Annotated in this window: 18 protein-coding genes, 5 tRNA genes and 1 pseudogene; 18 read left to right on the top strand and 6 right to left on the bottom strand. The window is 47.2% G+C overall.

Translation table 11 applies throughout. The annotated features are described in order from the left end of the window. Positions 1–152: 152 nt before the first annotated feature. The 4 genes from ubiK to TW84_RS20225 form a co-directional block, all read right to left on the bottom strand. The gene (gene ubiK / locus TW84_RS20240; RefSeq protein ID WP_045977431.1) at positions 153–404 is read right to left on the bottom strand and encodes a ubiquinone biosynthesis accessory factor UbiK; all 252 of its coding nucleotides are present in this window, start codon (positions 402–404) and stop codon (positions 153–155) included. 149 nt (positions 405–553) lie between these two features. Then, on the bottom strand, positions 554–3,676 hold the full coding sequence (locus tag TW84_RS20235; RefSeq protein WP_045977430.1) for a multidrug efflux RND transporter permease subunit: 3,123 nt from the start codon (positions 3,674–3,676) through the stop codon (positions 554–556). Between the two features lie 11 nt (positions 3,677–3,687). Then, positions 3,688–4,794, bottom strand: coding sequence for an efflux RND transporter periplasmic adaptor subunit (locus TW84_RS20230; RefSeq protein ID WP_045977429.1), 1,107 nt, complete (start codon positions 4,792–4,794; stop codon positions 3,688–3,690). Positions 4,795–4,812: 18 nt separating this feature from the next. Then, a complete protein-coding gene (locus TW84_RS20225) occupies positions 4,813–5,394 on the bottom strand; it encodes a TetR/AcrR family transcriptional regulator (RefSeq protein ID WP_157634076.1) in 582 nt (193 codons plus the stop codon). A 201-nt stretch (positions 5,395–5,595) separates the two neighbouring features. On the opposite strand from TW84_RS20225, the gene rep reads away from it, so the two are divergent. Beyond that, positions 5,596–7,614: a DNA helicase Rep gene (rep, locus tag TW84_RS20220; protein WP_045977427.1), complete on the top strand. Its 2,019-nt coding sequence runs from the start codon at positions 5,596–5,598 to the stop codon at positions 7,612–7,614. Positions 7,615–7,687: 73 nt separating this feature from the next. Here the strand turns inward: rep and TW84_RS20215 are convergent, their stop codons facing one another. Beyond that, positions 7,688–8,101 (bottom strand): c-type cytochrome, encoded by a 414-nt coding sequence (locus tag TW84_RS20215; protein ID WP_045977426.1) that lies wholly within the window; start codon positions 8,099–8,101, stop codon positions 7,688–7,690. Between the two features lie 288 nt (positions 8,102–8,389). On the opposite strand from TW84_RS20215, the gene TW84_RS20210 reads away from it, so the two are divergent. The 11 genes from TW84_RS20210 (at position 8,390) to TW84_RS20165 (ending at position 16,747) form a co-directional block, all read left to right on the top strand. Continuing rightward, positions 8,390–8,466, top strand: a tRNA-Arg gene (locus TW84_RS20210). A gap of 41 nt (positions 8,467–8,507) precedes the next feature. Further along, positions 8,508–8,583, top strand: a tRNA-His gene (locus tag TW84_RS20205). Positions 8,584–8,836: 253 nt separating this feature from the next. Then, a tRNA-Pro gene (locus tag TW84_RS20200) sits at positions 8,837–8,913 on the top strand. A 45-nt stretch (positions 8,914–8,958) separates the two neighbouring features. Beyond that, positions 8,959–9,034, top strand: a tRNA-His gene (locus TW84_RS20195). A gap of 205 nt (positions 9,035–9,239) precedes the next feature. Next, positions 9,240–9,316: transfer RNA gene (locus TW84_RS20190), tRNA-Pro, on the top strand. 222 nt (positions 9,317–9,538) lie between these two features. Continuing rightward, positions 9,539–9,667 (top strand): hypothetical protein, encoded by a 129-nt coding sequence (locus TW84_RS25240; protein ID WP_275041685.1) that lies wholly within the window; start codon positions 9,539–9,541, stop codon positions 9,665–9,667. A gap of 538 nt (positions 9,668–10,205) precedes the next feature. Next, positions 10,206–11,921, top strand: coding sequence for a dipeptide ABC transporter ATP-binding protein (locus TW84_RS20185; RefSeq protein WP_045977425.1), 1,716 nt, complete (start codon positions 10,206–10,208; stop codon positions 11,919–11,921). A 93-nt stretch (positions 11,922–12,014) separates the two neighbouring features. Continuing rightward, the gene (locus tag TW84_RS20180) at positions 12,015–13,568 is read left to right on the top strand and encodes an ABC transporter substrate-binding protein (protein WP_045977424.1); all 1,554 of its coding nucleotides are present in this window, start codon (positions 12,015–12,017) and stop codon (positions 13,566–13,568) included. 172 nt (positions 13,569–13,740) lie between these two features. Continuing rightward, a complete protein-coding gene (locus TW84_RS20175) occupies positions 13,741–14,718 on the top strand; it encodes an ABC transporter permease (RefSeq protein WP_045977423.1) in 978 nt (325 codons plus the stop codon). A gap of 2 nt (positions 14,719–14,720) precedes the next feature. Next, the gene (locus TW84_RS20170) at positions 14,721–15,659 is read left to right on the top strand and encodes an ABC transporter permease (RefSeq protein ID WP_045977422.1); all 939 of its coding nucleotides are present in this window, start codon (positions 14,721–14,723) and stop codon (positions 15,657–15,659) included. Positions 15,660–15,829: 170 nt separating this feature from the next. Then, positions 15,830–16,747, top strand: coding sequence for an SPOR domain-containing protein (locus TW84_RS20165; protein ID WP_052707947.1), 918 nt, complete (start codon positions 15,830–15,832; stop codon positions 16,745–16,747). A 28-nt stretch (positions 16,748–16,775) separates the two neighbouring features. On the opposite strand, the gene TW84_RS20160 is transcribed toward TW84_RS20165, so the two are convergent. Further along, a complete protein-coding gene (locus tag TW84_RS20160) occupies positions 16,776–17,540 on the bottom strand; it encodes a chromosome partitioning protein ParA (RefSeq protein ID WP_045977421.1) in 765 nt (254 codons plus the stop codon). A gap of 104 nt (positions 17,541–17,644) precedes the next feature. Here TW84_RS20160 and TW84_RS20155 point away from each other — a divergent pair, with 104 nt between their 5' ends. From TW84_RS20155 to TW84_RS20130, 6 genes and pseudogenes are all read left to right on the top strand, one after another. Beyond that, on the top strand, positions 17,645–18,541 hold the full coding sequence (locus TW84_RS20155) for a response regulator (RefSeq protein ID WP_045977420.1): 897 nt from the start codon (positions 17,645–17,647) through the stop codon (positions 18,539–18,541). Positions 18,542–18,703: 162 nt separating this feature from the next. Then, a complete protein-coding gene (locus tag TW84_RS20150) occupies positions 18,704–19,441 on the top strand; it encodes a hypothetical protein (RefSeq protein ID WP_045977419.1) in 738 nt (245 codons plus the stop codon). Continuing rightward, positions 19,411–19,794 carry a VOC family protein gene (locus TW84_RS20145; RefSeq protein ID WP_045977418.1) on the top strand — a complete coding sequence of 128 codons (384 nt, stop codon included), beginning with the start codon at positions 19,411–19,413 and terminating at the stop codon, positions 19,792–19,794. The genes TW84_RS20150 and TW84_RS20145 overlap by 31 nt, the downstream gene beginning before the upstream one ends. Before the next feature lie 6 nt (positions 19,795–19,800). Further along, positions 19,801–21,000 carry an MFS transporter gene (locus tag TW84_RS20140; protein WP_045977417.1) on the top strand — a complete coding sequence of 400 codons (1,200 nt, stop codon included), beginning with the start codon at positions 19,801–19,803 and terminating at the stop codon, positions 20,998–21,000. A 252-nt stretch (positions 21,001–21,252) separates the two neighbouring features. Further along, on the top strand, positions 21,253–24,720 hold the full coding sequence (locus TW84_RS20135) for a T6SS effector BTH_I2691 family protein (protein ID WP_045977416.1): 3,468 nt from the start codon (positions 21,253–21,255) through the stop codon (positions 24,718–24,720). A 3-nt stretch (positions 24,721–24,723) separates the two neighbouring features. Next, positions 24,724–25,291: pseudogene (locus TW84_RS20130) on the top strand (hypothetical protein); the annotation flags it as partial.

Genomic DNA, 25,291 nt, shown 5'->3' with positions numbered 1-25,291 from the left:
TGACGAAGGAGGGAGTAGGGAATCTCCAATAGCTCTCAAGCCGCGATAAGAGATCCCCAACTCACTCGTTCCTCGCTCTGGGGGTGACATGCATGAAAACAAAAAGGGCCGACGTTATCACGTCAGCCCTCAGGGTTCTCTCGCGGTTCAGCTTACTTGTCTGCTAGCTTCTCTTCCAGTTCAGCCAATTTCTGCTCCATTTCGGTCAGTTTTTGGCGAGTACGTAGCAATACCTGAGTTTGAACATCAAACTCTTCGCGGCTCACGACATCGAGTTTGTTCAGTTGGCCTTGGATGACTTGGCGTACTTTCTGGTCAACGTCTGCACCAAGCTCTTTCACTGGTGTTGGCATTGAGTCATGTATCTGTTTAGCAATTTGTTCTAGTTTCTTTGGGTCAAACATGTGACGAAAACTCCTGTCTCTTATTGTTGGTATTCTATGTAATTGATACGGGAAAGTCGCTACTTCGATAGCAAAAATTCGAAGCGACTAACGACAAATAGTGACCAATAAAAAAGGCCACCGAAGTGGCCTTTTGGCAAACGTTGAGTTTAGCTGTTGTCAGACAGCTGACGCTGTGCGGCTTTTGCTTCGTCAACACGAGCCAGTTTTTCCAGATCCTTGTCTTCAACAAACACCGGTAGTGGCTTATGTTTCTCAGCTAGGTAGCTGTAGATAACTGGCAGTACGAACAGGGTAAACAGAGTACCAATCGCCAGACCAGCAACGATAACGATACCGATACTGAAGCGCTGAGCTGCACCTGCGCCTGTTGCGTACATCAGTGGGATCAGACCTGCAATCATCGCAGCAGTCGTCATCAGGATAGGGCGTAGACGAACTTTCGCCGCTTCCATGACCGCTTCAGTCTTACCTAGTTTATTGTGCAACTGCTCTTCTTTGGCCACTTCACAGATCAAGATACCGTGCTTGGTAATCAGACCAACCAAGGTGATCAGACCGACCTGAGAGTAGATGTTCATTGAAGCTGCACCCCACGCTAGAGCGATTAAAGCGCCACAGATTGCTAATGGTACGGAAACCATGATGACGATTGGGTCTTTGAGAGACTCAAACTGAATTGCCAGAACTAAGAAGATGATCGCTAGTGCTAGACCAAAGGTCGCGTACAGCGCACTCCCTTCAGTGACATATTGGCGAGCTTCACCCATGTAATCATGATTGTAACCGTTTGGCAGTTTTTCAGTCGCAATATTTTCTAGCCAGTTAACAGCATCACCCATAGCTGTGCCTGGTGCAGGTACAGCACCAATGGTGGCAGAGTTAAGCTGGTTGAAGTGTGGCAGTGAGCGTGGCTCAGCGACAACATCAATGGTGATCAAGCTACCCAGAGGAACCGCACGGTCATCTGCAGCACGCACGTAGTAGTTGTTCATCGATTCTGGGTTTAGGCGCCATTTTCGCTCAACCTGAGGGATCACTTCATAAGAACGACCATTAAGGTCAATTCGGTTGACGTAACCATCAGACATCATAGTGCTCAGCGTGGTACCAATGTCTTGCATTGTTACGCCATACGCACCCGCTTTGTCCTTGTCGATGTTAATCTTCATTGTTGCTGAGTCGTAGTTCAGATCCAGCTCAGAATAAACAAACATCGGGTTAGACTTCACGTCACCAAGAATATCGGTGGCGATAGTGAACAAGCTTTCGAACGCATTAGGTGTGGTGATCACGAATTGAACCGGAAGGCCTGAACCTGCACCTGGAAGTTCCGGCATCTGGAATGCTGTCACTGCCATTCCGGGAACGTGGCTGACTAAACCTGTCACGCGGTTGGCAACTTCAGACTGGCTCGCTTCACGCTCACTCCATGGCACCATAGACGCGATACCAAAGGCTTGGTTCGAGTTGGGAACACCAGTAAACACCTGTGCGTACGCGACTTCTGGTTGGTCAGACAGAATCCGGTTAACGTCATTCATGGTGTTTTGCATGAAGTCGAGGTTGGCATTCGATGGAGCAGTACCCATCAGCATGACTACCCCTTTATCTTCCGACGGTGCTAATTCGCTTGGGATGAACTTGAACAGCATCGGCAAGCTAGCAAACACTATGAGAGCAAAACCAATCACCACAGGGCGGTGCTTCATGACCGCACCCAGCATACGCTCGTAACGGCTGGTCATGCCATCTAAGACACTATGTACCTTCTGTTCGAATTTGTTTGGCGTTTCATTAGCCTTCAGCATCTTCGAACACATCATAGGTGATAGTGTCAGAGCGACGATACCGGATACGAATACCGAACCTGCGAGGGTGAGGGCAAACTCTTTAAATAGTGAGCCAGTAATACCACCCATCAAGGCAATCGGTGCGTATACTGCACCCAGCGTTAGAGTCATGGCGATAACTGGCACCGCGATTTCACGTGTACCGATAATGGCTGCACGGAAAGGTGACTCTCCCAGCTTGATGTGTCGGTCGACGTTCTCTAGAACAACGATCGCATCATCTACCACCAGACCGATGGCCAATACCATTGCCAGTAGTGTCATCAGGTTCCATGAGAAGCCCATCGCTTGCATCACCATCGCCACACCAATCAGAGATAGCGGGATGGTAACGATAGGGATCATAACTGCACGGAAAGAACCTAGGAACAGCGTAATTACGATCAAGACAATCAGTGCCGCTTCAGCGATGGTCTTAATAACCTCGTTGATCGACTCATTGATAGCGATGGTCGAGTCATACATCACGTTCATGTCGATGTTACTTGGCAGGTTACGCTCTAGTTGAGGTAACAGATCAAGGACATCCGCTGCGATGTTGATTGGGTTCGCACTTGGCGCCGCGTTGATCGCCACCACGACCGCTTCTTTACCATTGGCACTTGCACGGTAGACATCGTGGCTCTTCTCAAGGGTGACTTTTGCGATATCGCTAAGGCGAGTGACATCACCTTCGTCAGAGCTAACAACAAGGTTCTTCAGCTCTTCGACGTTAGAGACCTGAGTATCAGCGCTACCGTTATACAGAACGAACTCACCGACAGCTTGACCAGCCGCTGACTGGTAGTTGTTGGCATTTAGCACGTTCATGACATCAGTAGCCGTTTTACCCAGTGCTGCCATTTTGGCAGGGTCTAGCCAAATACGCAGCGCGTATTTCATACCACCATAGAGGTCAACCTTAGAGACACCGTTAACAGTGAACAGCTGCGGGTTGATGACACGCTCTAGGTAGTCTGTTATCTGGCTTGATGAAAGCTCATCACTGGTAAAGCCGATGTAGAGCACCGCTGTTGTAGAACCCGTCGACATAGTTACAGTTGGGTCTTCGGCTTCTTTTGGAAGTTGAGAGCGAACCGAGTTGGTCTTAGCCAGAATGTCAGACAAGGCGGCATTCGGGTCAGTGTTCAACTTCATGTTAACGGTAATGGTCGATGTACCGAGTACTGACGAGGACGTCATGTAATCAATATTGTCAGCCTGAGCGACAGCCTGTTCCAGAGGCTGAGTGATAAAGCCTTGGATAAGGTCGGCACTGGCGCCGTAGTAACTGGTGGTGACCGTTACTACCGTATTTGTCATTTCAGGGTATTCTCGGACCTGCATCTTGAACACCGCTTGCAAACCAAGCAAGGCGATCAAAAAACTGATCGATACCGCTAAAACTGGACGTTTAATAAAAACATCAGTAAAGCGCATGAGGCCTCCAATTACAGCATAGGTGTTTCAGCTGGTGGAGTAGTCGCATCGCTTTCTACTACACGAACTTTCGCGTCATTGCTTAGACGAACCTGACCAGATGTCACGACAAAATCACCAGGTTTAACGCCATCGAGGATGTGAGCAATGTCTTTCACTCGTTCACCCACTTTAACCACATGTTGCTTAACGCGTTTTTCACCATTCTCTTCAGAGATGATGTAAACATTGTCCCCATAAAGTGTGAAGGTAATGGCGGTTTGCGGCAGGGTTACCTGATTTTCGAGCGTTGGCAAAATGATATTGGCACGCGCGAACATACCGCTACGGAGCTTGCCATCGCTGTTTGGAATGTCAGCTTGAACCTGGATCAGACCACTTTGGACGTTAACTGCAGGTTCAATCGCGGTGATTGAGCCTTCAAATGGTGTCTCAGGGTAAGCATCAACGAAGATATCGACTTGCTGATTGAGTTTGATGCGGGAAATATCAGTCTGAGGCACAGTGAAGCGCAAGCGCATAACACTGGTGTCTTCTAGGCGAACAATGTCCGTACCTGCTTGTAGGTATTGACCTAGGTAAACGTTACGAATACCAACGACGCCTGCGAAAGGGGCTTTGATTTCACGACGGTCGATGGTCGCTTTTAAGCTTTCAATATCGGCTTTAAGCGAGAAGTAGTTCGCTTCGGCGTCATCAAAGGCTTCTTTAGATACTGAGCCTTTCTTATATAGACCTTGGTAGCGTTTATACTTAGCCTGTGCTGCTGGTAGTTTGGCCTGCGAGCTCTTCAGATCAGCTTTTTCCACTTCAGAGTCGAGTAGAACAAGAGGCTGACCTTCTTCAACGACGGTACCTGAATCGAAAGTAATTTTATCAATCACCCCCGCTGTTTCATTGGCTACAGTGACACCTTGGTTCGGTTCAATGAAACCGATCGCTTCGATGACAGGAACCCAATCAACAGGTTGTACTTCCGTTACGGTCACCGGAAACTCAGGTTCTGGGCGATTAGCCAAATATTCAGCTATCTTCTGTTGCTTGAATAGATTGAAGCCTATCACGCTACCAAACAGCAGTATTGCGATAAGCAACATAAAGAAAGTCCACTTTTTCATTCTGATCAGAACTCCAAGTTAGTGTTGAATGATTGCATCCCAGCTAGCTTCGATGGCGGCTTCTAAAGCGACGTCATCCAGCTGGTAGTATCCCAAAGCATGTTTGCGAGCCAGTGCAACACTGGCCTCAAAACTCAGCCCTGAAAGAATCTCATTGTCGAGAGGTTTAAAAATCCCTTGTTCCTTTCCTTGATTAAACAACCGATCCACTTTGGCAAACATTTGTCGCTCAAGTTCCCGAGTTTTTCGCTTGTTTGCACAGGGAAGAGATTCATATTGAACGCGATTGCTCAGGGTTTCCATATTCGAACCTGCAAGGTTCCAGATGTTTAACCACATAGTGCGATAGCGTGTTTTCAAGGGCATATCGTCGTTGACGTCAGCTTGAACGGCAGTTGCAATTCGTTCGGCGACGTTTAAACGCACTTCATCCAGGAGATGCTCTTTATCTGAGAAATAACGATAGATAGTACCTGCGGCCACCCCTGCCTCTTTTGCCAGCTTGTGCATCGAAAGGCCTTGAAAGCCTGACTCTGCAATTAGCTTTTCAGCGGCTGTGAGGATCTGCTCGTGCTTATCTATTGATGTGTTACTAGACATAGTCTCACTTTCAATGAATGAACGTTCATTCATTATAGCCCGATAGCTGCACACTAGTGCAATAAAAACATTTTATTAATTAGATAAATTTACAATCAATGAGATCCTTTTAGCCGGAGTGGCTGCACTACGATTAAACATAGCAATCGATCTATTGCACCATTATTATAGGCGCCATAAATTTTGACCTCAGAGACCTCTATGAAGCTGAACCCCAATCAAGACGAAGCTGTTAAGTACGTATCAGGACCCTGTTTGGTTCTAGCGGGAGCGGGATCGGGTAAAACACGTGTTATTACCAACAAGATTGCGTATCTGGTTCAGCAGTGTGGTTATAAAGCTCGTAACATCGCAGCGGTGACGTTCACCAATAAAGCGGCGCGTGAAATGAAAGAACGTGTCGGTCAGACGCTTGGCAAGAACGAATCGAAAGGCTTGATGGTATCGACGTTCCACACCTTAGGCCTCAACATTATTAAACGTGAATACAAGGCGTTGGGGTTAAAGTCAGGTTTTTCTCTGTTTGACGACCAAGATCAGTTAGCACTATTGAAAGAGCTGACTGAGAAACAGCTCGATGGCGATAAAGATTTACTACGCCAGCTACTGAGTACCATTTCCAACTGGAAAAATGACATGCTGACTCCGGAGCAGGCGAAAGCATATGCTCAAGGTGAACAGCAGCAACTGTTTGCCTTCTGTTTCGACATGTATCAGAAACAGATGAAAGCCTACAATGCACTCGACTTTGATGACTTGATCGCTTTGCCGGTTCTGCTGCTGCGCACCAATCAAGAAGTGCGACAGCGTTGGCAGAATCGTATTCGCTATTTATTGGTCGATGAATATCAGGATACCAACACCAGTCAGTACGAGTTGGTCAAACTGATTGTTGGCGAGCGGGGTCGCCTGACAGTGGTAGGGGATGATGACCAGTCAATCTATTCTTGGCGTGGTGCGAAACCCCAGAACTTGGTGCTGTTGGGTGAAGATTATCCAAGCCTTCGTTTGATAAAGCTGGAGCAAAACTATCGTTCTACCAGCCGAATTTTGCGTGCTGCCAATATACTGATTGCCAACAACCCACACGTGTACGAAAAGTCGCTGTTTTCTGAAATACCGGATGGCGAAAAGCTTAAAGTATTACTGGCGAAAGATGAAGAACACGAAGCGGAGCGGGTGACAGGTGAGCTGATTGCGCATAAGTTTCTTAACCGAACCGATTACCGCGACTACGCTATTTTGTATCGTGGTAACCATCAGTCTCGGCTGATTGAAAAATCTCTGATGCAAAACCGAGTGCCTTACAAGCTCTCTGGCGGTACCTCGTTTTTTGCTCGTGCGGAAATCAAAGACATCATGGCGTATTTACGAGTGTTGGTGAACCCTGATGATGACAACGCATTTTTGCGCATTGTGAACACGCCTCGGCGTGAGATTGGCCCAGTAACACTGGAAAAACTGGGTAGTTACGCCAATATGCGTGGTAAAAGTCTGTTTGAATGCAGTTTTGAAATTGGGCTGGAGCAACATTTGTCTGGCCGTGGGTTAGAAAACTTACGCCGCTTTAGCCAGTGGTTAGTCAAGATAGCGGATCAGGCCGAGCGCGGAGACACGGTAGAAGCCGTGCGTTCATTGGTGCGTGATATCAATTATGAAGACTGGCTGTATGAAACCTCTGCGAGCCCGAAAGCGGCCGAAATGCGGATGAAAAACGTCTCCGATCTCTATTCCTGGATTGTCGCTGATTTAGAAGGGGATAATTATGATCAGGAAGAGAAGACCATTAAAGAAGTGGTTCAACGTTTAACACTACGTGACATGATGGAACGTGGTGAAGAAGATGATGACAGCGATGCGGTACAATTGATGACTCTACATGCTTCCAAAGGCCTAGAGTTCCCTTATGTTTACTTGATTGGTTCGGAGGAGGGGATTCTGCCTCACCAGACCAGCATCGATGAAGACAATGTTGAGGAAGAGCGCCGTTTGATGTACGTCGGGATCACCCGAGCCCAGCGTGAGTTGACCTTTACCATGTGTAAAGAGCGTCGTCAGTTTGGTGAGTTAATCAAGCCAACTCAAAGTCGCTTCCTTGATGAATTACCGTTTGATGACGTGGAATGGGAAGTCAATAAAAAGCCACAAACGCAAGAAGAACGTATGGCTAAAGGGCAGGCACACATTGCGAATATTCGTGCCATGTTCAACAAAAAATAGCGGTTATTTTTCAAGGGAACAGAAAAAGAAGGGCTTGGTGAAAACCAAGCCCTTCTTTTATATCAATGAGGGATTACAGACCCGCAATCATGTGCTCAATGGCAGCAACGATTTCGTCATCTGAACAATCCATACAAGAGCCTTTCGCTGGCATGGCGTTGAAGCCGTTGATGGCGTGGTCCTTCAGCACGTCTTTACCTTGCGCAATACGCGGGCCCCAGTCACCAGCGTTACCTGTTTTTGGTGCGCCGCTTACCCCTGATGCGTGACAAGCGATACAGAATGTGCCGTAAACCGTTGCACCATCACGTGGACCAGTTGGCTCAGCTTTTACTGGCTCAGCGCCAGCCAGATAAACACCACCAACAGGTTTAATGCGTTCTGCAATCGCATCGTAGTCTTCTTGGCTGACATTAGCTGCAAAAGAGGCGCTAGAAAAAGTGATCGCAGCGGCCAAAGCGGTTAAGATTTTTCGAGACATATCCATTAAACTCACTTTACATTCCTGAAGGTAAGTTCGTGCTTACCTATTATTAGAGTGTGGCTTGATCGACAGCGTTTTGCTGTTAAATCAATGTAAATATTGGGTGATTATATCCTGATAACTTGTTGCAATAAACAACAAGTTAACCGCTTCCATAGGGTTATCTAATCGGAAATAGGGGTTTATCACACTTTAATTGCCCAAAAAGGCGTCAAACGATAAAAAAAAGTGTAAAAAGTACTAGACGGCCTAGTGTGATATCCGTATTATTCCACTCCGCCGATAGGGCATGCGCCCGTAGCTCAGCTGGATAGAGCGTTGGCCTCCGGAGCCAAAGGTCGAAGGTTCGAATCCTTTCGGGCGCGCCATCCGGACGCTTACTAAGGTAAGTTAATTGGCATATATAATGGTGGCTATAGCTCAGTTGGTAGAGCCCTGGATTGTGATTCCAGTTGTCGCGGGTTCAAGTCCCGTTAGCCACCCCATTATTCTGGTGGTATTGTCTCCATTCTTGATTCATTATCGAGATAAAACATAAGTCGTTGAATAGCGTGTTCGTAGCGCATCTCGGCTCTTGGAATAAGCGGGACCAGAGGGTTGACCCTCTATAACGTAAACCAAGTAAAAAAATAACTTGTCGGTGAATAGCGCAGCTTGGTAGCGCATCCCGGCTCTTGGAATAAGCGGGACCAGAGGGTTGGCCCTCTATAACGTAAACCAAGTAAAAAAATAACTTGTCGGTGAATAGCGCAGCTTGGTAGCGCATCTGGTTTGGGACCAGAGGGTCGGGGGTTCGAATCCCTCTTCACCGACCACTCTTTCGTTTATGGCTTTTAGAGCGGTAGACACAAGAATTGATGGTGGCTATAGCTCAGTTGGTAGAGCCCTGGATTGTGATTCCAGTTGTCGCGGGTTCAAGTCCCGTTAGCCACCCCATTATTTGCTCGATGAATAGCGTGTTTGTAGCGCATCTCGGCTCTTGGAATAAGCGAGACCAGAGGGTTGACCCTCTATAACGTAAACCAAGTAAAAAAATAACTTGTCGGTGAATAGCGTGTTTGTAGCGCATCTCGGCTCTTGGAATAAGCGAGACCAGAGGGTTGACCCTCTACAACGTAAACCAAGTAAAAAAATAACTTGTCGGTGAATAGCGCAGCTTGGTAGCGCATCTGGTTTGGGACCAGAGGGTCGGGGGTTCGAATCCCTCTTCACCGACCACTTATCCTTTTCTTAGGTTAGTTTTCTAACGTAAGAATGGGTCGGGGGTTCGCCTGTTCATTGAACTGGCTCTTCACGACCACTATTAGAGAAAACCCCAGTCGAAAGACTGGGGTTTTTTCGTTTTTAGGGTGCCTTTTTTCGTGCTCAACGCTCAGGAAGACGTATTTAGTCCTTCCCTTACCTCATCTCAACAAGGCCTCGCGAGTAGTGGAGCAAAGAGTGGAACTGCCGTTCTTAACGACCTTTATCCGTCTTCATGATGCTCACTGCGTTGATTATTCAGCCTTGAACGCTCAGTATTTTGCTCGCACAACGCCGCTAGCCAAGCGTCATATTGTCCACCCCTGAAAGAGATAGTTAAGCAGAAACCTCACTTTTTATGGCTGTAGTGAATAGGGTTTATTGATGGTAATTTTTGCTGTTGATTTATCATAAATCTGAACTAAAGTTTTACTATTGATGGAATATATAGATTAAGTTACTGATTATCTGTTTAATAGCAGCTTTATGTTTTTATTTTGTTAAATGGTTTGGTTGTGTTTTTTGTGAATTTTTATTCTCTTACTCTTATAACGTCAACGTCTGACTTATAACCTTGAGGACTTACAAATAAAGCGTTTTGCTCTCCATTAACAACAGGTGTGACCAACTGATGATATAACTCAATTGCATACTTATTTTCATAAGCTGCTTGGTATTTGTTCAAACTCGACTTTTTATTCTATGTTTGTTGCTTTTCTGTGAATTTTTTGCCAAATTGATGACCTTGTAAATTGCCAGAACCGTGTCCCCAATTTTGCTTCACTTGATTGGGTGATCAGGCTGGCTTGAATGGATTCACTTTTCAGACAGGGCAGAAAACTGCCAAAGCAGTAGAGGTCTGGTAATGTCACTTTTAGAAGTTAAAAATCTTCGTATCGAATACCCATCACGTCACGGTGTGCATGCCGCGGTTAAATCTCTATCGTTCAATATTGAGCGTGGAGAAATTGTCGGCGTTGTGGGTGAGTCTGGCGCAGGTAAATCAACGGTCGGTAATGCCGTCATTGATCTACTTAGCCCACCTGGCCGCATCGCTAGTGGTGAAGTTTATTTAGATGGTGAGCTGATTTCAGGTTTATCGGCAGAAGAAATGCGCCAAGTACGAGGTTCAAAAATTGGATTTATCTTTCAGGATCCAATGACCTCACTGAACCCACTTTTTACTGTTGAACAGCAGTTGAAAGAAACCATTCATGCCAATATGAAGGTCACAGACGAGGAAGCGTATCAGCGCGCTTTATCTCTGATGCAGCAAGTGGGGATACCTCAACCGGAAAACCGCCTCAAGCAGTTTCCGCACCAGTTTTCTGGCGGTATGCGTCAGCGTGTTGTAATTGCGATTGCCTTGGCTGGTGAGCCTGACCTGATCATTGCTGACGAACCAACTACGGCTCTCGACGTTTCAATCCAAGACCAAATTCTTAGCCTCATTCGCGAATTGTGCATTAAGAACAATGTGGGCTGCATGTTGGTGACACACGATATGGGTGTGGTTTCCAATGTGACAGACCGTGTCGCAGTGATGTACCGGGGTGATCTGGTTGAATTTGGCCCTACAGCCAAAGTGCTGGGCGAACCCGATCATTCCTATACTCGCAGCCTGATTTCTGCGGTACCACGCTCTGATATCAAGCTAGATCGCTTCCCACTCGTGAGCTACATAGAAGAAGCACACGAAATGGAACCATTGGATGTTAAGAACCATTGGTTAGGTCAAAGCCAGGATCACCGTGATTACACTGGCTCATTATTGACAGTTGAGAATGTCAATCTTCGCTTTACCACTAAAGATTCACTGTTTGAAAGCCGCCGTGAGTATGTTCAAGCATCGAACAATGTCAGCTTCGAAATTTTTGAAGGGGAAACGTTTGGTTTGGTGGGCGAATCTGGTTCGGGTAAGTCAACCATTGCGCGGGTCATTGCTGGCCTGTATCAGCCAAACTCGGGCAAAGTCACCTTTGAAGGGATTGATCTGACATCGCTGAAATCAGAAAAAGAACGTCGCCCTCTGCGTCGTCAGATGCAGATGGTATTCCAGAACCCATATACGTCAATGAATCCGCGCATGAAGATTTTTGACATCATCGCGGAACCTATCCGTTTCCATCAGTTAACCAGTAATGAAACGGAAACCAGGCAGATCGTGCATGACCTTCTTGATCACGTAGGCCTCGGAAAAATGGCGGGTGTGAAGTACCCGCATGAATTTTCAGGCGGGCAGCGTCAGCGCATCTCCATTGCTCGCGCATTAGCGACCCGTCCTCGTCTGCTTATTTGTGATGAACCGACGTCAGCGCTCGACGTGTCAGTGCAGGCTCAGATCCTTAACTTGCTCAAAGATCTGCAAGATGAATTAAATTTAACCATGCTGTTTATCAGCCACGACTTGCCTGTGATTCGTCAGATGTGTGACCGTGTTGGTGTAATGCAGATGGGAACCTTGTTAGAAGTCGCCCCGACAGAGCAACTGTTTAATTCACCTCAGCATGAATACAGCAAACAACTGATTTCCCTAATGCCTGAATTCACGGGCTTAAGAGAAGAAATGAAAACGGCGTAAGTCGTAGACCTTTCCTGATACAAGCATCATCAGGGACTAAACAGACACAAATACAACAACTAGGGATAGAAATCCCGCATAAGGAGTTATGCAATGAAAACCATGAAAAGCAAACTAGCAGTGGCTTTAATGGCAGCTGGCCTTAGCTTTGGCGCAGCGGCAGCAGATATTACCGTCGCTTATGATGCCGACCCAGTGTCACTGGATCCGCATGAGCAACTGTCTGGCGGTACACTGCAAATGTCTCACATGGTATTTGATCCACTTATCCGTTTTAATCAGAAAATGGAATTTGAACCTCGATTGGCTGAATCTTGGAAACGTCTTGATGGCGAAACAATGCAGTTTACTATCCGCCAAGGTGTGAAGTTTCACTCAGGGAATGTACTAACGGCAGACGATGTAGTGTGGACATTTGATCGTCTAAAGACATCTCCTGACTTTAAAGGTATCTTCGGTCCAATCGTTTCTGTGACTAAAACGGGTGACTATACCGTTGAAGTCAAAACCGATGGCGTTTACCCGCTAGTAGAAAACGTCATGACTTACCTATTCCCGATGGACAGCAAGTTCTACTCAGGTAAGACAGAAGATGGTAAAGACAAAGCTGAGCTAGTGAAGCACGGTAACTCTTACGCATCGACTCATGTGTCTGGCACGGGGCCTTTTATTATCACGCAACGTGAGCAGGGCGTAAAAGTCACGTTTGAGCGTTTCAACGATTACTGGGATAAAGCCTCTAACGGTAACGTAGATAAGCTAACACTAGTGCCAATCAAAGAAGATGCGACCCGTGTTGCCGCTCTTCTATCTGGTGATGTAGACATGATTGCGCCAGTAGCGCCAAACGACTACAAGCGCATTAAGAAAGCCGACAGTGTCGACCTTTACACTATGCCTGGTACGCGTGTGATCACGTTCCAGATGAACCAAAACAGCAACCCAGCCCTGAAAGATGTACGTGTTCGTCAAGCGATCACCTACGCTATTAACAACGAAGGCATCACTAAGAAAGTGATGAAGGGCGCAGCAACCGCCGCGGGTCAACAGAGCCCAGTAGGTTTCGTTGGTCACAACCCAGACCTAAAACCTCGCTACGATCTCAAGAAAGCAAAACAGCTGATGAAAGAAGCGGGTTATGAGAACGGTTTCTCACTGACGATGATGTCGCCAAACAACCGTTACGTGAACGATGACAAGATTGCTCAAGCCTCTGCGGCCATGCTCTCTAAAATCGGTATCAAGGTTGACCTAAAGACGATGCCAAAAGCGCAATACTGGCCTGAGTTCGATAAGTGTGCAGCAGACATGCTCTTGATCGGCTGGCACCCAGATACAGAGGACTCAGGTAACTTCACTGAGTTCCTAGCAATGACACGTAACGCTGAAACAGGTAAAGGTCAGTACAACTGTGGTCACTATTCAAACGCTGAAGTTGATAAGCTGATTGAAGAAACGAACACAATGACAGACCTTAAGAAGCGTAGTGCCTCGCTGAAGAAAGTCGAAGAGATTCTATACAACGAAGCGGCATTTGTTCCTCTACACTGGCAAGATCCATCATGGGCAGCGAAAGGTAACGTTGATATTGGTCCAATCATCAACGGCATGAACTTCCCTTACTTCGGTGACTTGGTGGTGAAATAACCCGGCACAGAATTAAGTAACAATACTGGCACCCTCATCGGGTGCCACACTTAATTTTTTGGTGCTTGGCTTTGTTTCAGTCGGGTTAAGTGCCATTTTTCAGACTGATAATGCCACCGGAATATTTCTGGTTGAGCAGACTGAAATCCATGGAAAGTTAAAGGGGCAAGGAATGTTTTCGTTTCTGGTCAAGCGCCTGTTTCAGGCACTGATAGTGATGTTTGTGATCAGTCTAGTGGCGTTTGCCATTCAGGATAACTTAGGCGACCCATTACGTGAGTTGGTTGGTCAGTCGGTTTCAGAAGCCGAGCGTCAAGCACTACGTGATGATCTAGGTCTGAATGATCCCTTCATTACAAAATACACACGCTTTGTTGGCAATGCGCTACAAGGTGATTTAGGTACATCTTACTTCTTCAAGCGCCCAGCGGTTGAAGTGATTCTTGATAAATTAGTCGCCACACTTGAGCTGGTATTTGGTGCCACGCTGATCATTGTATTCTGCTCGATCCCTCTTGGTGTTTACTCGGCGATTCATCCAAAAAGCTTCTTCACTAAGCTCGTCATGGCTGGGAGTAGTATCGGTATCTCGATACCTGTGTTCTTAACCGCCATCATGCTGATGTATGTTTTCTCGATTGAGCTAGGTTGGTTACCATCTTATGGTCGAGGCGAAACAGCGAACCTATTTGGCTGGGAGTCTGGCTACCTGACACTGGATGGCCTAGCACACTTAATACTGCCATGCATTGCGCTCGCCTCTATTATGCTGCCGCTCTTTATTCGCTTGGTTCGTTCTGAAATGCTGGAAGTGCTGAGTTCTGAATACATCAAGTTTGGTAAAGCGAAAGGCTTAGCGCTGAATAAAATCTACTACCAGCACGCACTGAAAAACACCATGTTGCCGGTGCTGACTGTGGGTGGTGTACAAATTGGTACCATGGTGGCATACACCATTCTGACTGAGACAGTATTCCAGTGGCCGGGTACTGGCTTCCTTTTCCTAGAAGCGATCAACCGTGTTGATACACCGTTAATCACGGCTTACGTTATCTTCGTTGGCCTGATTTTCGTCGTGACGAACACCATTGTTGACTTGCTATACGGCGTCATCAACCCGACCGTAAATCTCACTGGTAAAGGAGCATAATCATGAACCAGACAGCAACTGCTCCTTCTCGTTGGGAGCGTTTTAAACAATCGGATTTCTTGTATTACTTCAAGCGTGACAAAGTCGCGATGGCAAGTTTTACCGTGTTCATGCTTTTCTTAGTGATGGCTTTGGCTGCACCAGTGCTATCACCCACTGACCCATACGACTTGTCGTCGATTGATATTATGGACTCAGAACTGCCACCATCATGGATGGAAGAGGGCGATGAGCAATTCCTACTGGGTACCGATGAGCAGGGACGTGATATTCTATCGACCATTCTCTATGGCTCACGTTTGTCACTGACCATCGGCTTTTTGGCGGTAGGTCTACAACTGGTACTTGGTATCATCATTGGTTTGTCAGCGGGCTATTTTGGCGGTCGTATCGATAGCTTCCTGATGCGTTTTGCCGACGTACAGCTTTCGTTTTCTACCATGATGGTCGCCATCATCGTATCGGCCATTTTCAAAGCCAGCTTTGGTAGTGACTTTTACAGCCAATATGCTGTCGTGATGTTGGTGGTGATTATTGGTGTTGCAGAATGGCCGCAATACGCGCGAACTATTCGTGCTTCAGTATTGGCTGAGAAGAAGAAAGAATATGTTGAAGCGGCGCGTGTGATGGGCTTTAAAGCGCCACGTATCATGTTCCGCCACATTCTACCCAACTGTCTGTCACCCATCTTAGTGATTTCGACGGTACAGGTGGCAAATGCCATCATGTCTGAAGCGGCACTTTCTTTCCTTGGCTTAGGTTTACCTGTAGACCAACCATCATTGGGTGCGCTAATCAGTATTGGTTTTAACTACATCTTCTCTGGAGCGTGGTGGATCACCGCCTTCCCAGGCATCGTATTGGTAACATTAGTATTAGTTATCAACCTGTTGGGTGACTGGTTACGTGATGTATTTAACCCGAAAATCTACAAAGGGTGATCCAAGCCTAAGATTTGATTATAAAATTCACACTAAACTCAGAGCCGTATCTAAATACGGCTCTTTTTTTGCATCGACATTTTCTCAACAGTGAGCCGTCAATAATGTCACTATACCCTTAGGGTAGCGACACCGACTTTAGGGTTTGAATTTAGACTATGGGAACGAGAATGGCTGTTAAATCTAAGCGACCTTTGTTAGCACTGATGAGCTTTGCGGTATTCGCTTTGCCTATGTTGTCCGCCCCGACCTACGCTGAAGAATTTCTCTGTGATGCGACTCAAGCTTCCAGTGCCTCTTTGCCAGTATTAGATGCCGCTTGCCCAATAGGTAAAGGGATGTGGGGCAAACAGCAGCCGAAAGGGCAGTCGTCTTACTTTTGGATTCAGTGTGGGGTGTTTGGCCAACCCTTGGCTTTGCCTGAAGCGAAGCAAGTGTATCAACATATCAGTACCGATATTTGGGCCAAGCAAGAAGGCAATACTTACCGTTGTTTGATTGGGCCTTACAAAGCGTTCTCCGAAGCAAAGGCGGATCTCGCCAAAGTCAAACAGTTGCCAAATTACCAACAAGCCTTTATACGTGAAATCGTCAAAGGTGTGCCTGCTAAAGCTGCGAGCGTGGCACGCGCAGTGACAAAGTCTAAGCCGACGCCTGCGATGAAAGTGGCGCAGCAAAAGACAACAATACTTCCACCACCCAGCAAGCCTGAGCCTAAAGCCGCTGCAAAGCCTCAGTCAGAGCCCCCACGGGAAAAAGGGGTGTCGGTTCGTCAGCACACCATCATCAATGGCGTTGAGTACAAGGTACCCTACGCGATGTTTGGGAACGATCAGTTCTATATGGAACATGAATTGCCTTGGAATCGCATGGACTATGAGATGGCGTATAAAACTTGCTATCGAATGGGAATGCGTTTGGCGACCGCAAACGAATGGCAAGCTTTGCTCGATGCAAAGGTGATGTCACGCGACAAGTGGCCCATGCACTTGCCGTATTGGGGCGCAGAGCGTACTGGGCTTTTCTATAGTGGTAAAGTCAATCAGCTCAAAGGCACATCGCTGCTGAATGTCATGTGTGTTAAGTAATAAGTAATCCCAAACCCAGTGGCTGGGCCTAGGGATTTTTATCTTCCGCCTCTTTCATTAAATCGAGATACTTCTGCTCAACAAAGTCTTTCTCTTTAATAGTGTGGTGTAACTGCTGCTGAACCGCTTCAAGTTGGGCTTTAACTTCACCGAGATCGCCTTTCTCCGCGGCTTTTTTCTTATAGGTCTCTATAATGCCAAGCAGTTGTTGCCTTTCGTTCTGATACTCCTGCTCAAGTTTGTTGAAGCCTCCAGCCTCACTGATTTCGACATATTCTTGCTCCAGCTGCTCAAACTGTTTCTCTAACTGCTCTTTCTCTTGTTGCAGGCTTTCTACCGTGTCCGATTGTCGGAGGAGCTTATTTTTTGCCTTTTTAAGCCCTTTGATACTGCGGCTAAGGTCGCCTTTTAGCTTTTTGATCAATTGGTGCGATTTACTCAGTTTTTGGTTAAGGTCTTCGATGGATTCCTGATCCTGAGCACTCAGCCCCCCTTGATTCGCGGATTTGATTTGTGAAACCTGCGCCTCTAAAGCTTGCTGGATAACGATCAGGTCATTGAGAGTGTCATTGTTTTCAGCGGTGTAGTTCAACGCGCTGTCAACGGATTGCTGGCAAACTTCATAGGTATTGTCGTCCATATTCTTCTTGCCATGGACCACCTCTTTGGCGAAGTGGCGAAACTCGCGAAGTATCAGCAATAAGATCACAAACCATACCAACAGGATCAACAAACCCAAGTCGACCGCGAGGGCGATGAGATTTTCTGTGGTGAGGAGAGGTGCTAAATCCATGAACTCATTCCATGTTTTTCAATCCCAATAGAGTGTAAGTTTAGTTGTCATAACAAATTGTGCCTATAATTTAGACAGTCGGGTCCAAGAGCAGAATACGATTTGTGAAGATTCTTATTGTTGATGACAGCAAAGCCACATTAGAAATTGTCAGGCGAGCCTTAGAGAATTTTGGTTACCGTCGTTTGTCTATTCAGAAAACCGACAGTGCTCTTGATGCTCTGGAACAAGTGAAACAATCGCAGCCCGAAATCGTCCTGACCGACTGGTACATGCCTGATATGACAGGGCTGACCTTAATCGAGGAAATCAAAAAACTCGACTTGGGTGTCAAGATGGGCATGATCACGACCGTCGATGACCAAGTACAGATCAATCAAGCCAAAGCAGCGGGTGCCAGCTTTGTGTTGTCCAAACCTTTCAATGACAAAGAGCTGCATCACAAACTCTTACCCTTAGTGCAGGGAGCAGAAGAAAGCGAACGCGCATTAGACAACATCAATAGTGTCCAGAAAGAACTGGCTTTACCTAAGTTGTCCCAACTGGAAAAGCTGCTGAAAAGGGAAGTCAGCGATCGCCTAGTGTTGAACAATATCCGTCAGCAATCGTTTGATGAGAGCAAAATCCCGTGCCTACTCGCGGTGTACGAAGATGGCGAAACGCAAAGACCACGTGCCGTCGCGATTCTCGACATCTATGCGATTTGTGTATTCGCGCGCTGCAACGCTGCGATAAGCAAGCAGGACTTGCAAAGAGCGGTGCACAGCAAGCTGGTGAGCAAAGACATCCTCGATACCTGCCAGCAGGTGCTAGACAAATCCTCGCTGGCCTTTCTTGACGGTAACTCACGCAAGAGTCTGCGCTTGAAAAACGTCAGCTTTGTCCCCTCTGCGTTTGAAAAACTGGAAGCCTTGTACAGTAAAGAGGCCGATAAGAGAGTCGATTTTTCTTGTCAGCTTGAAGACATGGCGCAAGGCAAGGTGACCTTAATCGGCTTCTAAATTTAACCGCTGTGAACCACTACTTCCTTTCTCTGGGGTGCACTTTTCCAAGTTGATCCTCGCTCGTATCAGTCGCGACCATCTTATCCTTACTTTTAGTAGTAAAACACAATGCATAGGGTATGATACGCATATTATTTTTGCTGATAGTTTTGATAAATCATGGATGTACGTAACCCAGACATGGAAGCCATGTGCCATGTATTCAAACGCTATGTTGAGTACATGGGCGTCGATCAGACGGTGTCTTTTTCTCGGGTAGATACCCAGTTAGAGCAGGTGAAAACCGTATCGACCAACTACTCATGGCACCTAGCGTATTGGGGCGACGAGCTGTATAAAAACCTCCATTCGCGTCTCAAGCCGGGCATTAACCTATGGAACAGCCAGGGAGCGCATAATTTCCGTGAGTCAGCGAAAGCCAGCCATAACCGCGTTGATATCGTCACCAATCAGGGCTCACAGTACGACATCCTCTCTATCTCTTTGCCAATCACACCCTTACCTTGCGACGTGGTTAGTCAGGCGATTGCGTTCCGCCCTAAGGTTAACCACCTTGCGCTTGAATGCTGGAGTGATAAAGAGATACAGATCCCGATTGATAGCTTGTCAGCCGCCAATTCAGTTCAGTCGACTTATGACGAAGAGAAGCCGTATGTGTTCGGCAATCTGACGTTGACGCACGATGAGCTCACCAGCGTCCGCTATTTTCTTGAGATGAAAACCTTACACGAGGTGGCGCTACTTCGTGGCTGCAAAGAGGCAGAAGAAGCGCGGCGACTCTATATCATCAAATGCAAACTAGGCTGTGAATCTCAGCCAGATTCAGTCTTCTTTAGAAAACTGGTCGAACATGGAGTAACAGTCGCATGTCTGGACAGTTTCATCACGTATCGCTAACGGTCAGCGATTTAGTCGCCAGCCAAAATTTCTATGCATTGTTTGGTTACCAGCTTGAACGACGTTATCGGGATGAGCAGGTCACCATTCATATGTTGGAAAACCAAGGCTCGAGAATCGAGCTTTTTCATTTTTGTGGGGATGTTTCAACCCCAATTCCTGAATCATTGATCGCGTTAAAAACAGTGGGTATCACCCATTTCGCTTTGCGGGTCGATGATCTTGAAGCCTTACATAGAAAATTATCGGAAGTCACCAACATCACGACTATTTACAACGCTAGGCTAGGTCGTTTCCGTTACTTTTTCTGTTCAGACCCCGATGGAAATCAATTAGAACTTATAGAGGAGTAAAACAGAATGTCACTCACCTGGAAGCAGCGCACCAGTGCTGTCCTTGGTAATGCCATGGAGTTTTATGATATCGCTGTATTCGCATCGATATCGATGTACATTTCCCAGCTTTTCGCCACCCAAGGTATTGAGCACTCAGAGCTGGTGGTGTGGGGCGTTTTTGCCTTACGTTTTTTGGTCAGGCCTTTTGGCGGTGTTGTCATCGGTCGCTACGCCGACAAATACGGCCGCAAGCGGGCACTGGTTTTTTGTAACCTACTGACGGGAATAGCCACCGTCTCAATGGCGTTTGTCCCTGTCGACACCGTTGGACAGTACGTGGTGGTGGTTTTCTTGTTGTTCCAAATGATTCAAGCGTTTAGTTTTGGTGGTGAATACCCGACCTTGATCAACTATCTTCTTTACGACGCGAAGCAATCCGAACGTTCACGTGTCAGTAGCTTAATTGTTGCCAGCTCGATTGTCGGTGTGATTATTTCCCTGCTTATTGTGGCCAGCTTAGAGCACTACTTAACGGCAGAAGAGATGAGCGCTTGGGGGTGGCGAGTACCGCTGCTAGTGGGGGTTGCCAACATCATCGTTAGCTTGTACTTGCGTCTTTCTCTGCCTGAACTGCCTAAAGCAGAAGCGGTGGCGAGTCACTCCAGCCGTCAAATCATTGCCAAAGTCTTTTGTATCTCCATTCTTGGAGCGGTGGTGTTCTATGTGCAGAATCTGGCCAGTGGCATTTTGGGTAAAGCCATGGGCATTGAGAACCTTGCGCTGATCAACGCGTCCGTGCTGGTTGTCTTGCTGTTTGTGTTGTCGTTTATTGTCGACAAAACCTCTTCACCACAGCAAGCATTCAAAATCGGCGCCTTATTTATGCTGTTCGCCGCAGTGCCACTGTTTGCCTTACTCGGATCCAGTACCTTTATCTGGCAAGCGCTCGCTGTGCTGGGCATCAGCACCCTAGCCGCGATCATTCTCGGTAATTTGGCCGCGCTGTTATGGCAGCAATCAGCCAACCAAACCACCAGCTTAGGTATTGGTTACAACATTGCCTTGTCTATTTTTGGTGGCTTAACCCCATTGATTGTTACCGAAGCGATGTCATTCAGTGCCATCTATGTTGGTGTGTATGTGGCGCTCGCCACTTTACCGGGGCTTGCGGTACTGTACCGTTTTAATACCCCCGCGCACCCAGAGCCGGCTCACTCGGTATAGTGGTTCAAAGCCGTGAAATATAGGCGCTAACACGCAGTGTTTAGCGCCTTTATTTATCGTCAACGTAGAGTGTCAAAAACCAAAAATTGAAAATGAGACACAAGAAATTGGCAGATTTTCCAATTTTTCGTTTTTGAAAACAAATTAGTCATTACAACTCATTGAATTTGTTTGAATGTTCTACTGGGCGTATTTCTTGCTTTCTTCGTCCTTATTTTGCGGTAAGCCCTGTTCCAGTGTCGGAGTAAAACCATGAGTAACTACCTACCCATTCCCCCAAAAACGTCGATGTTCTGGGATGACCATGACTTCACTTTTGAGCAAGCCAAATCTGCCTATGAAGCCGATGGCAATTTGTTGTCGTTTGCTAACGTCTCCGACGCACCAGCTGAAGATATTGACGGTGCTCCGCCTAAGCACAGCATGTTTTGGGAAGGGGGAACCGAAAAAATTGAACCACCGGTTCAAACTGAGCCCGAGCCTCGCCAGTTCAATCAGCCCAAAATCGCAACCGAAGCCGCACCGGCCCACTTTGTGCCTGTGCGCTATGCCTTAGATCAGCCCGACTCTGACAGCTTGCCACTATTTGGCTTGCCGGAACAATGGCGCGGTTCTGGCCCCGCACGGTTAAACACGCTCAGTTACACTCTGAGGCAGCTGAGAGATGGCTGGCTGTATGTGTACAATGCCCAAGAAGAAACGCTCGATGAATATGAGGTAAAAGGCAACCAATTTACCCATTACAAACTGGGCGAAAATGAAGACCCGCAATCGCCGCAGCGAGGCAGCCCTCAAGCAAGCTTACCCTACCTGAGCTATCTTGAAGGCAGTCTGGTGTCAATGTGTTTTTCGGAGCACCGTTGGACATGGACTATGTACTTAAAGGTACTAGACAATCCAAGCAGTCACATCAGTCGAATGCAAACCGTGGTGCTTAACCCCAATGAGCACCAACGTCATATCGGCCCGATTGAAAACCTCACCGAGGTGGCGGATATTGAAGCGTCAGCCACGGAAGATGGCCGTTTTGCTCAGTCTAGCGTGGCCACAGTGGCGGATGAGCACGACAGCATTATCAAACCTATTGCGATTGAAAGTGACATCACCAGTGCCATACCAGAGGAGGAGTCGGCCTATTTTGTTGCCGTCACCGATCACGCAGCAGATATCCGAGATATGGCGATCCACTTTGCCTGTCTTGCTAGTCCGTATCGACTGTTTACCGAACAAAATGCCAGCCAGTGGCAATTGATGCAGACCGCGATGCAACTGTGCATGTTCGGCGCCAGTGACAAAATCAAGTATCCTTATCACGTTAGAAAAAAAAGCCAGCAACTCGAATTTTATCAAAAGATGAGTGAGTACTACGACAACCATGCGATGTCGGAACTCGCCCAGCAATCACAAGCCCCGATCGCCAAGGGCATGCCTTCGGCGTTTTCACAAGGGGGCATTGACTACTACCAGCACCAGACCTCAGCCGTTGCGGAGTCGATCCAAAAAGAATTTTGTATTTCCGCGTCGCAATTTGGACGCTACGAGCAGTGGATTGCTGGCGATCGTTGGCGCAGGCAACTCAATTGGCAACAAATGCTCAGTGAGATGCAAGCCCTGTCTGAGCAGAAGGAAGCGATGCTCGCACAGATCGTGGCAACGAAGCAGGACTTTATTGCGGCACTGGAAGCTTTGTCACCACACCACCTTGAGCAGATCTTCGATTTGTACAGCGAAGAGACGCAATGGAGCCTGAGCCATCTGCACCTTGAAGTGATGGAGTCTTTCAGCTTAGTGATAGAAGAAGACGACAGACACTGGGCAGATGGTCAGTGGTCAAAACCCACTAGCATGTTGCCATTGTACACCGCAGGTTTTAGCCGCAGCCTGTACAACAAGTTGGGCGAATCCTTGCCATCACCGATTGAGGCAGAGGATGAGTCTGAAGAGACGATTATGGAACATGTATCGGCGTGGAGTAGCCGCACGGGCATGTATGCCAAAGTCGCCGACTTTATGTCAAACCCCAACAGTGCTGAAACCATGATCCTTAAAGATCTGGCGCAAGGCTTCCAAGAGTTGGATAAAGTCTTTAAAGCGGCGGCGGGTGCCGCCATGCGCGGGGTGGCTGAGTATACGATTAGCGTGAGTGCGAAGGCCTCGTCGCTCATGATGGCGTACCTTTCTAAGCCTTTACATCGTCACTCTTTTTGTTGGTTTGCCATTGCGGCGGAACTGGTTGCCAATGCCACAGCGGTTATCATACCTAATGGTTATGCGGCCAAGTTTGCTGACTGGCGAGAGCGGATCAACACCGCCCACAAAGAGCTTGAGCTGGTTAACAAAGAACTTGCCGCGCAAAATACCTCAAACAAACAGCGCAAAGCCTTACTTGACAAACAGCGCCAGCTAAAAAAAGTGGTCAACGCCAATGCCACGGGCTATACGCAGCGGATTGTACTTAAAAGTGATATCGTCAAGCGTACGATAGAGTTGCATCGTAAGATCCTCAACAATCAGGTTAAAAATCTGCACACCGTGTTTGAAAATGTCGGTGGCCTAGGTTTTCTCGCCTTTCTCTTTAACGCCATCGCCCTTGGCGATGCAATCAGCACCATAAAACATACCGGGCTAGTGTCGAAGGATGATGCCCTCGATGTGCAGCAAAAGCTGTTTTACGTTGCCGCGGCATGGACAGGCATTCGCACTGGGGCATTATGGAATAATGTAAAAGCAAACGATAAACTCAGAGCTTATTCAATGAAGTCATTGCAAAAGCTTGCAGAGAGGGGCGTCGATGGCTTTACAGGCTTAGCGCTGGATGATCTTAAAATATTTAATCGTTGGTTAGCCATTACCGCTTGTCTGGGGATGTTGGCTTCAGGGATTGAAGCTTACCGCTCCTACGAGAAAATAGATCAAAGCTATGGTTTTGAAAAACGTTTACATATTGCGAATACCTTAGCCTTATCTGGTTTAACTATCGTTGGCCTTGTACAAACGGTTGGTGGTGCTAGTGGAGCACTATCTGTGAACCTAATGTTTGGTGGCCCGACGATGGCGTTTATAGCGCTATTGACTGGGGTGATTATTTTGATCAATTTAACGCTTGATCATTTCAACAAAGATGAATACCAGAAGTGGCTCGACCGCTTGCCTTGGGGCTATCACCCGGAAAGAGCGCGCTGGAGTCAGGCAGCAACATTGGCAGAGCGTTTGCAGCAAGATAGCCAATTGGTGCAACAAGCCTTATTTGAACTTGACACGATTGCTCAGCAGCCAACGGTGTACCATAAACCGATTGAGCAAGTGCACACCCGGCCAGGCCTCGCACAATATGTAGACACTACTGTCGTTGGGGTGAAAGTACATATTCAGGTACCTAACTTGGTGGCCAAACAGGGGCTAATACTGCGCACCAATACCCAAGCCAGCGCAGAGGAGCTCACCGCAGGGGAGTGGCACCCTAATGCCAATATCGAGAGCCTAGCCGCAGGTGCGACCCAAGGCAAAAGCGTGTACAGTGTGATCCTGCCAGTCAGGGAGAATATGCGTTATTTGGCTCTGCAAATCAGCTACCCCAGCGAGGAGGGGGAGCGTCACTACTGGTTGCAACATTCGCTCGTTCAAACGGCCTCTTACAGTGTTATTTCAGACAGCAGCAAACAAGAGACCATCACTCAGACGCTAAGCAATACGCAAGGCGAAATTGCGTTACAGGAGTAACCCTTGGCTTATTTACCCTTTTATCTCACCCCAGAAGAGTTTGCACTTAAACAAAAGCAGCAAGAGCAGGAAATAGCGGCTGGGCGCGATCAGATACGTTGGCATAAATACGATATTGAAGAGCCCAATAGGTACCATAATATATTGCTGAGCCTTATGCCGATTTCTGTATTGTCTATGATGCTGGGTTATTTTTGGTTCACTAGCGGCAAGGATACCTTTATGGGAGTCAGTTCCCTTGTAATGCTGGCGTTAACTTATGGTTACTGTTATTTGATCTTTGGCCTAGATTATCGTTACGACTACCTCATTTCCGATCTCGGTTTAGTTGTGAAAAAGCGGCGCAATATGCCCCGTTGGATCAATAGAGCATCCCAAATCGCAGCATGGTTTGGTGCCATTGTATGCGTTTTGGCCGTATCAGTGGCGGGGCCGATGATTCTTGCCGGTGCGGGGGGACTGATTTTACTCTCGTTTACTGGTTTAAAGCGCAAGCCGAATGAAGAAGCCGAGGTGAGAATCGGCCATCGCGAAGATTGGTTATTCGTTTTTTACAATAAAAAACGTAAGG

Origin of the sequence: Vibrio neptunius, from assembly GCF_000967495.1 — a bacterium.
GTDB lineage: Bacteria > Pseudomonadota > Gammaproteobacteria > Enterobacterales > Vibrionaceae > Vibrio > Vibrio neptunius.
The sequence above is the reverse complement of the archived record's forward strand: the minus strand, read 5'-3'. Positions and strand labels throughout refer to the sequence as shown.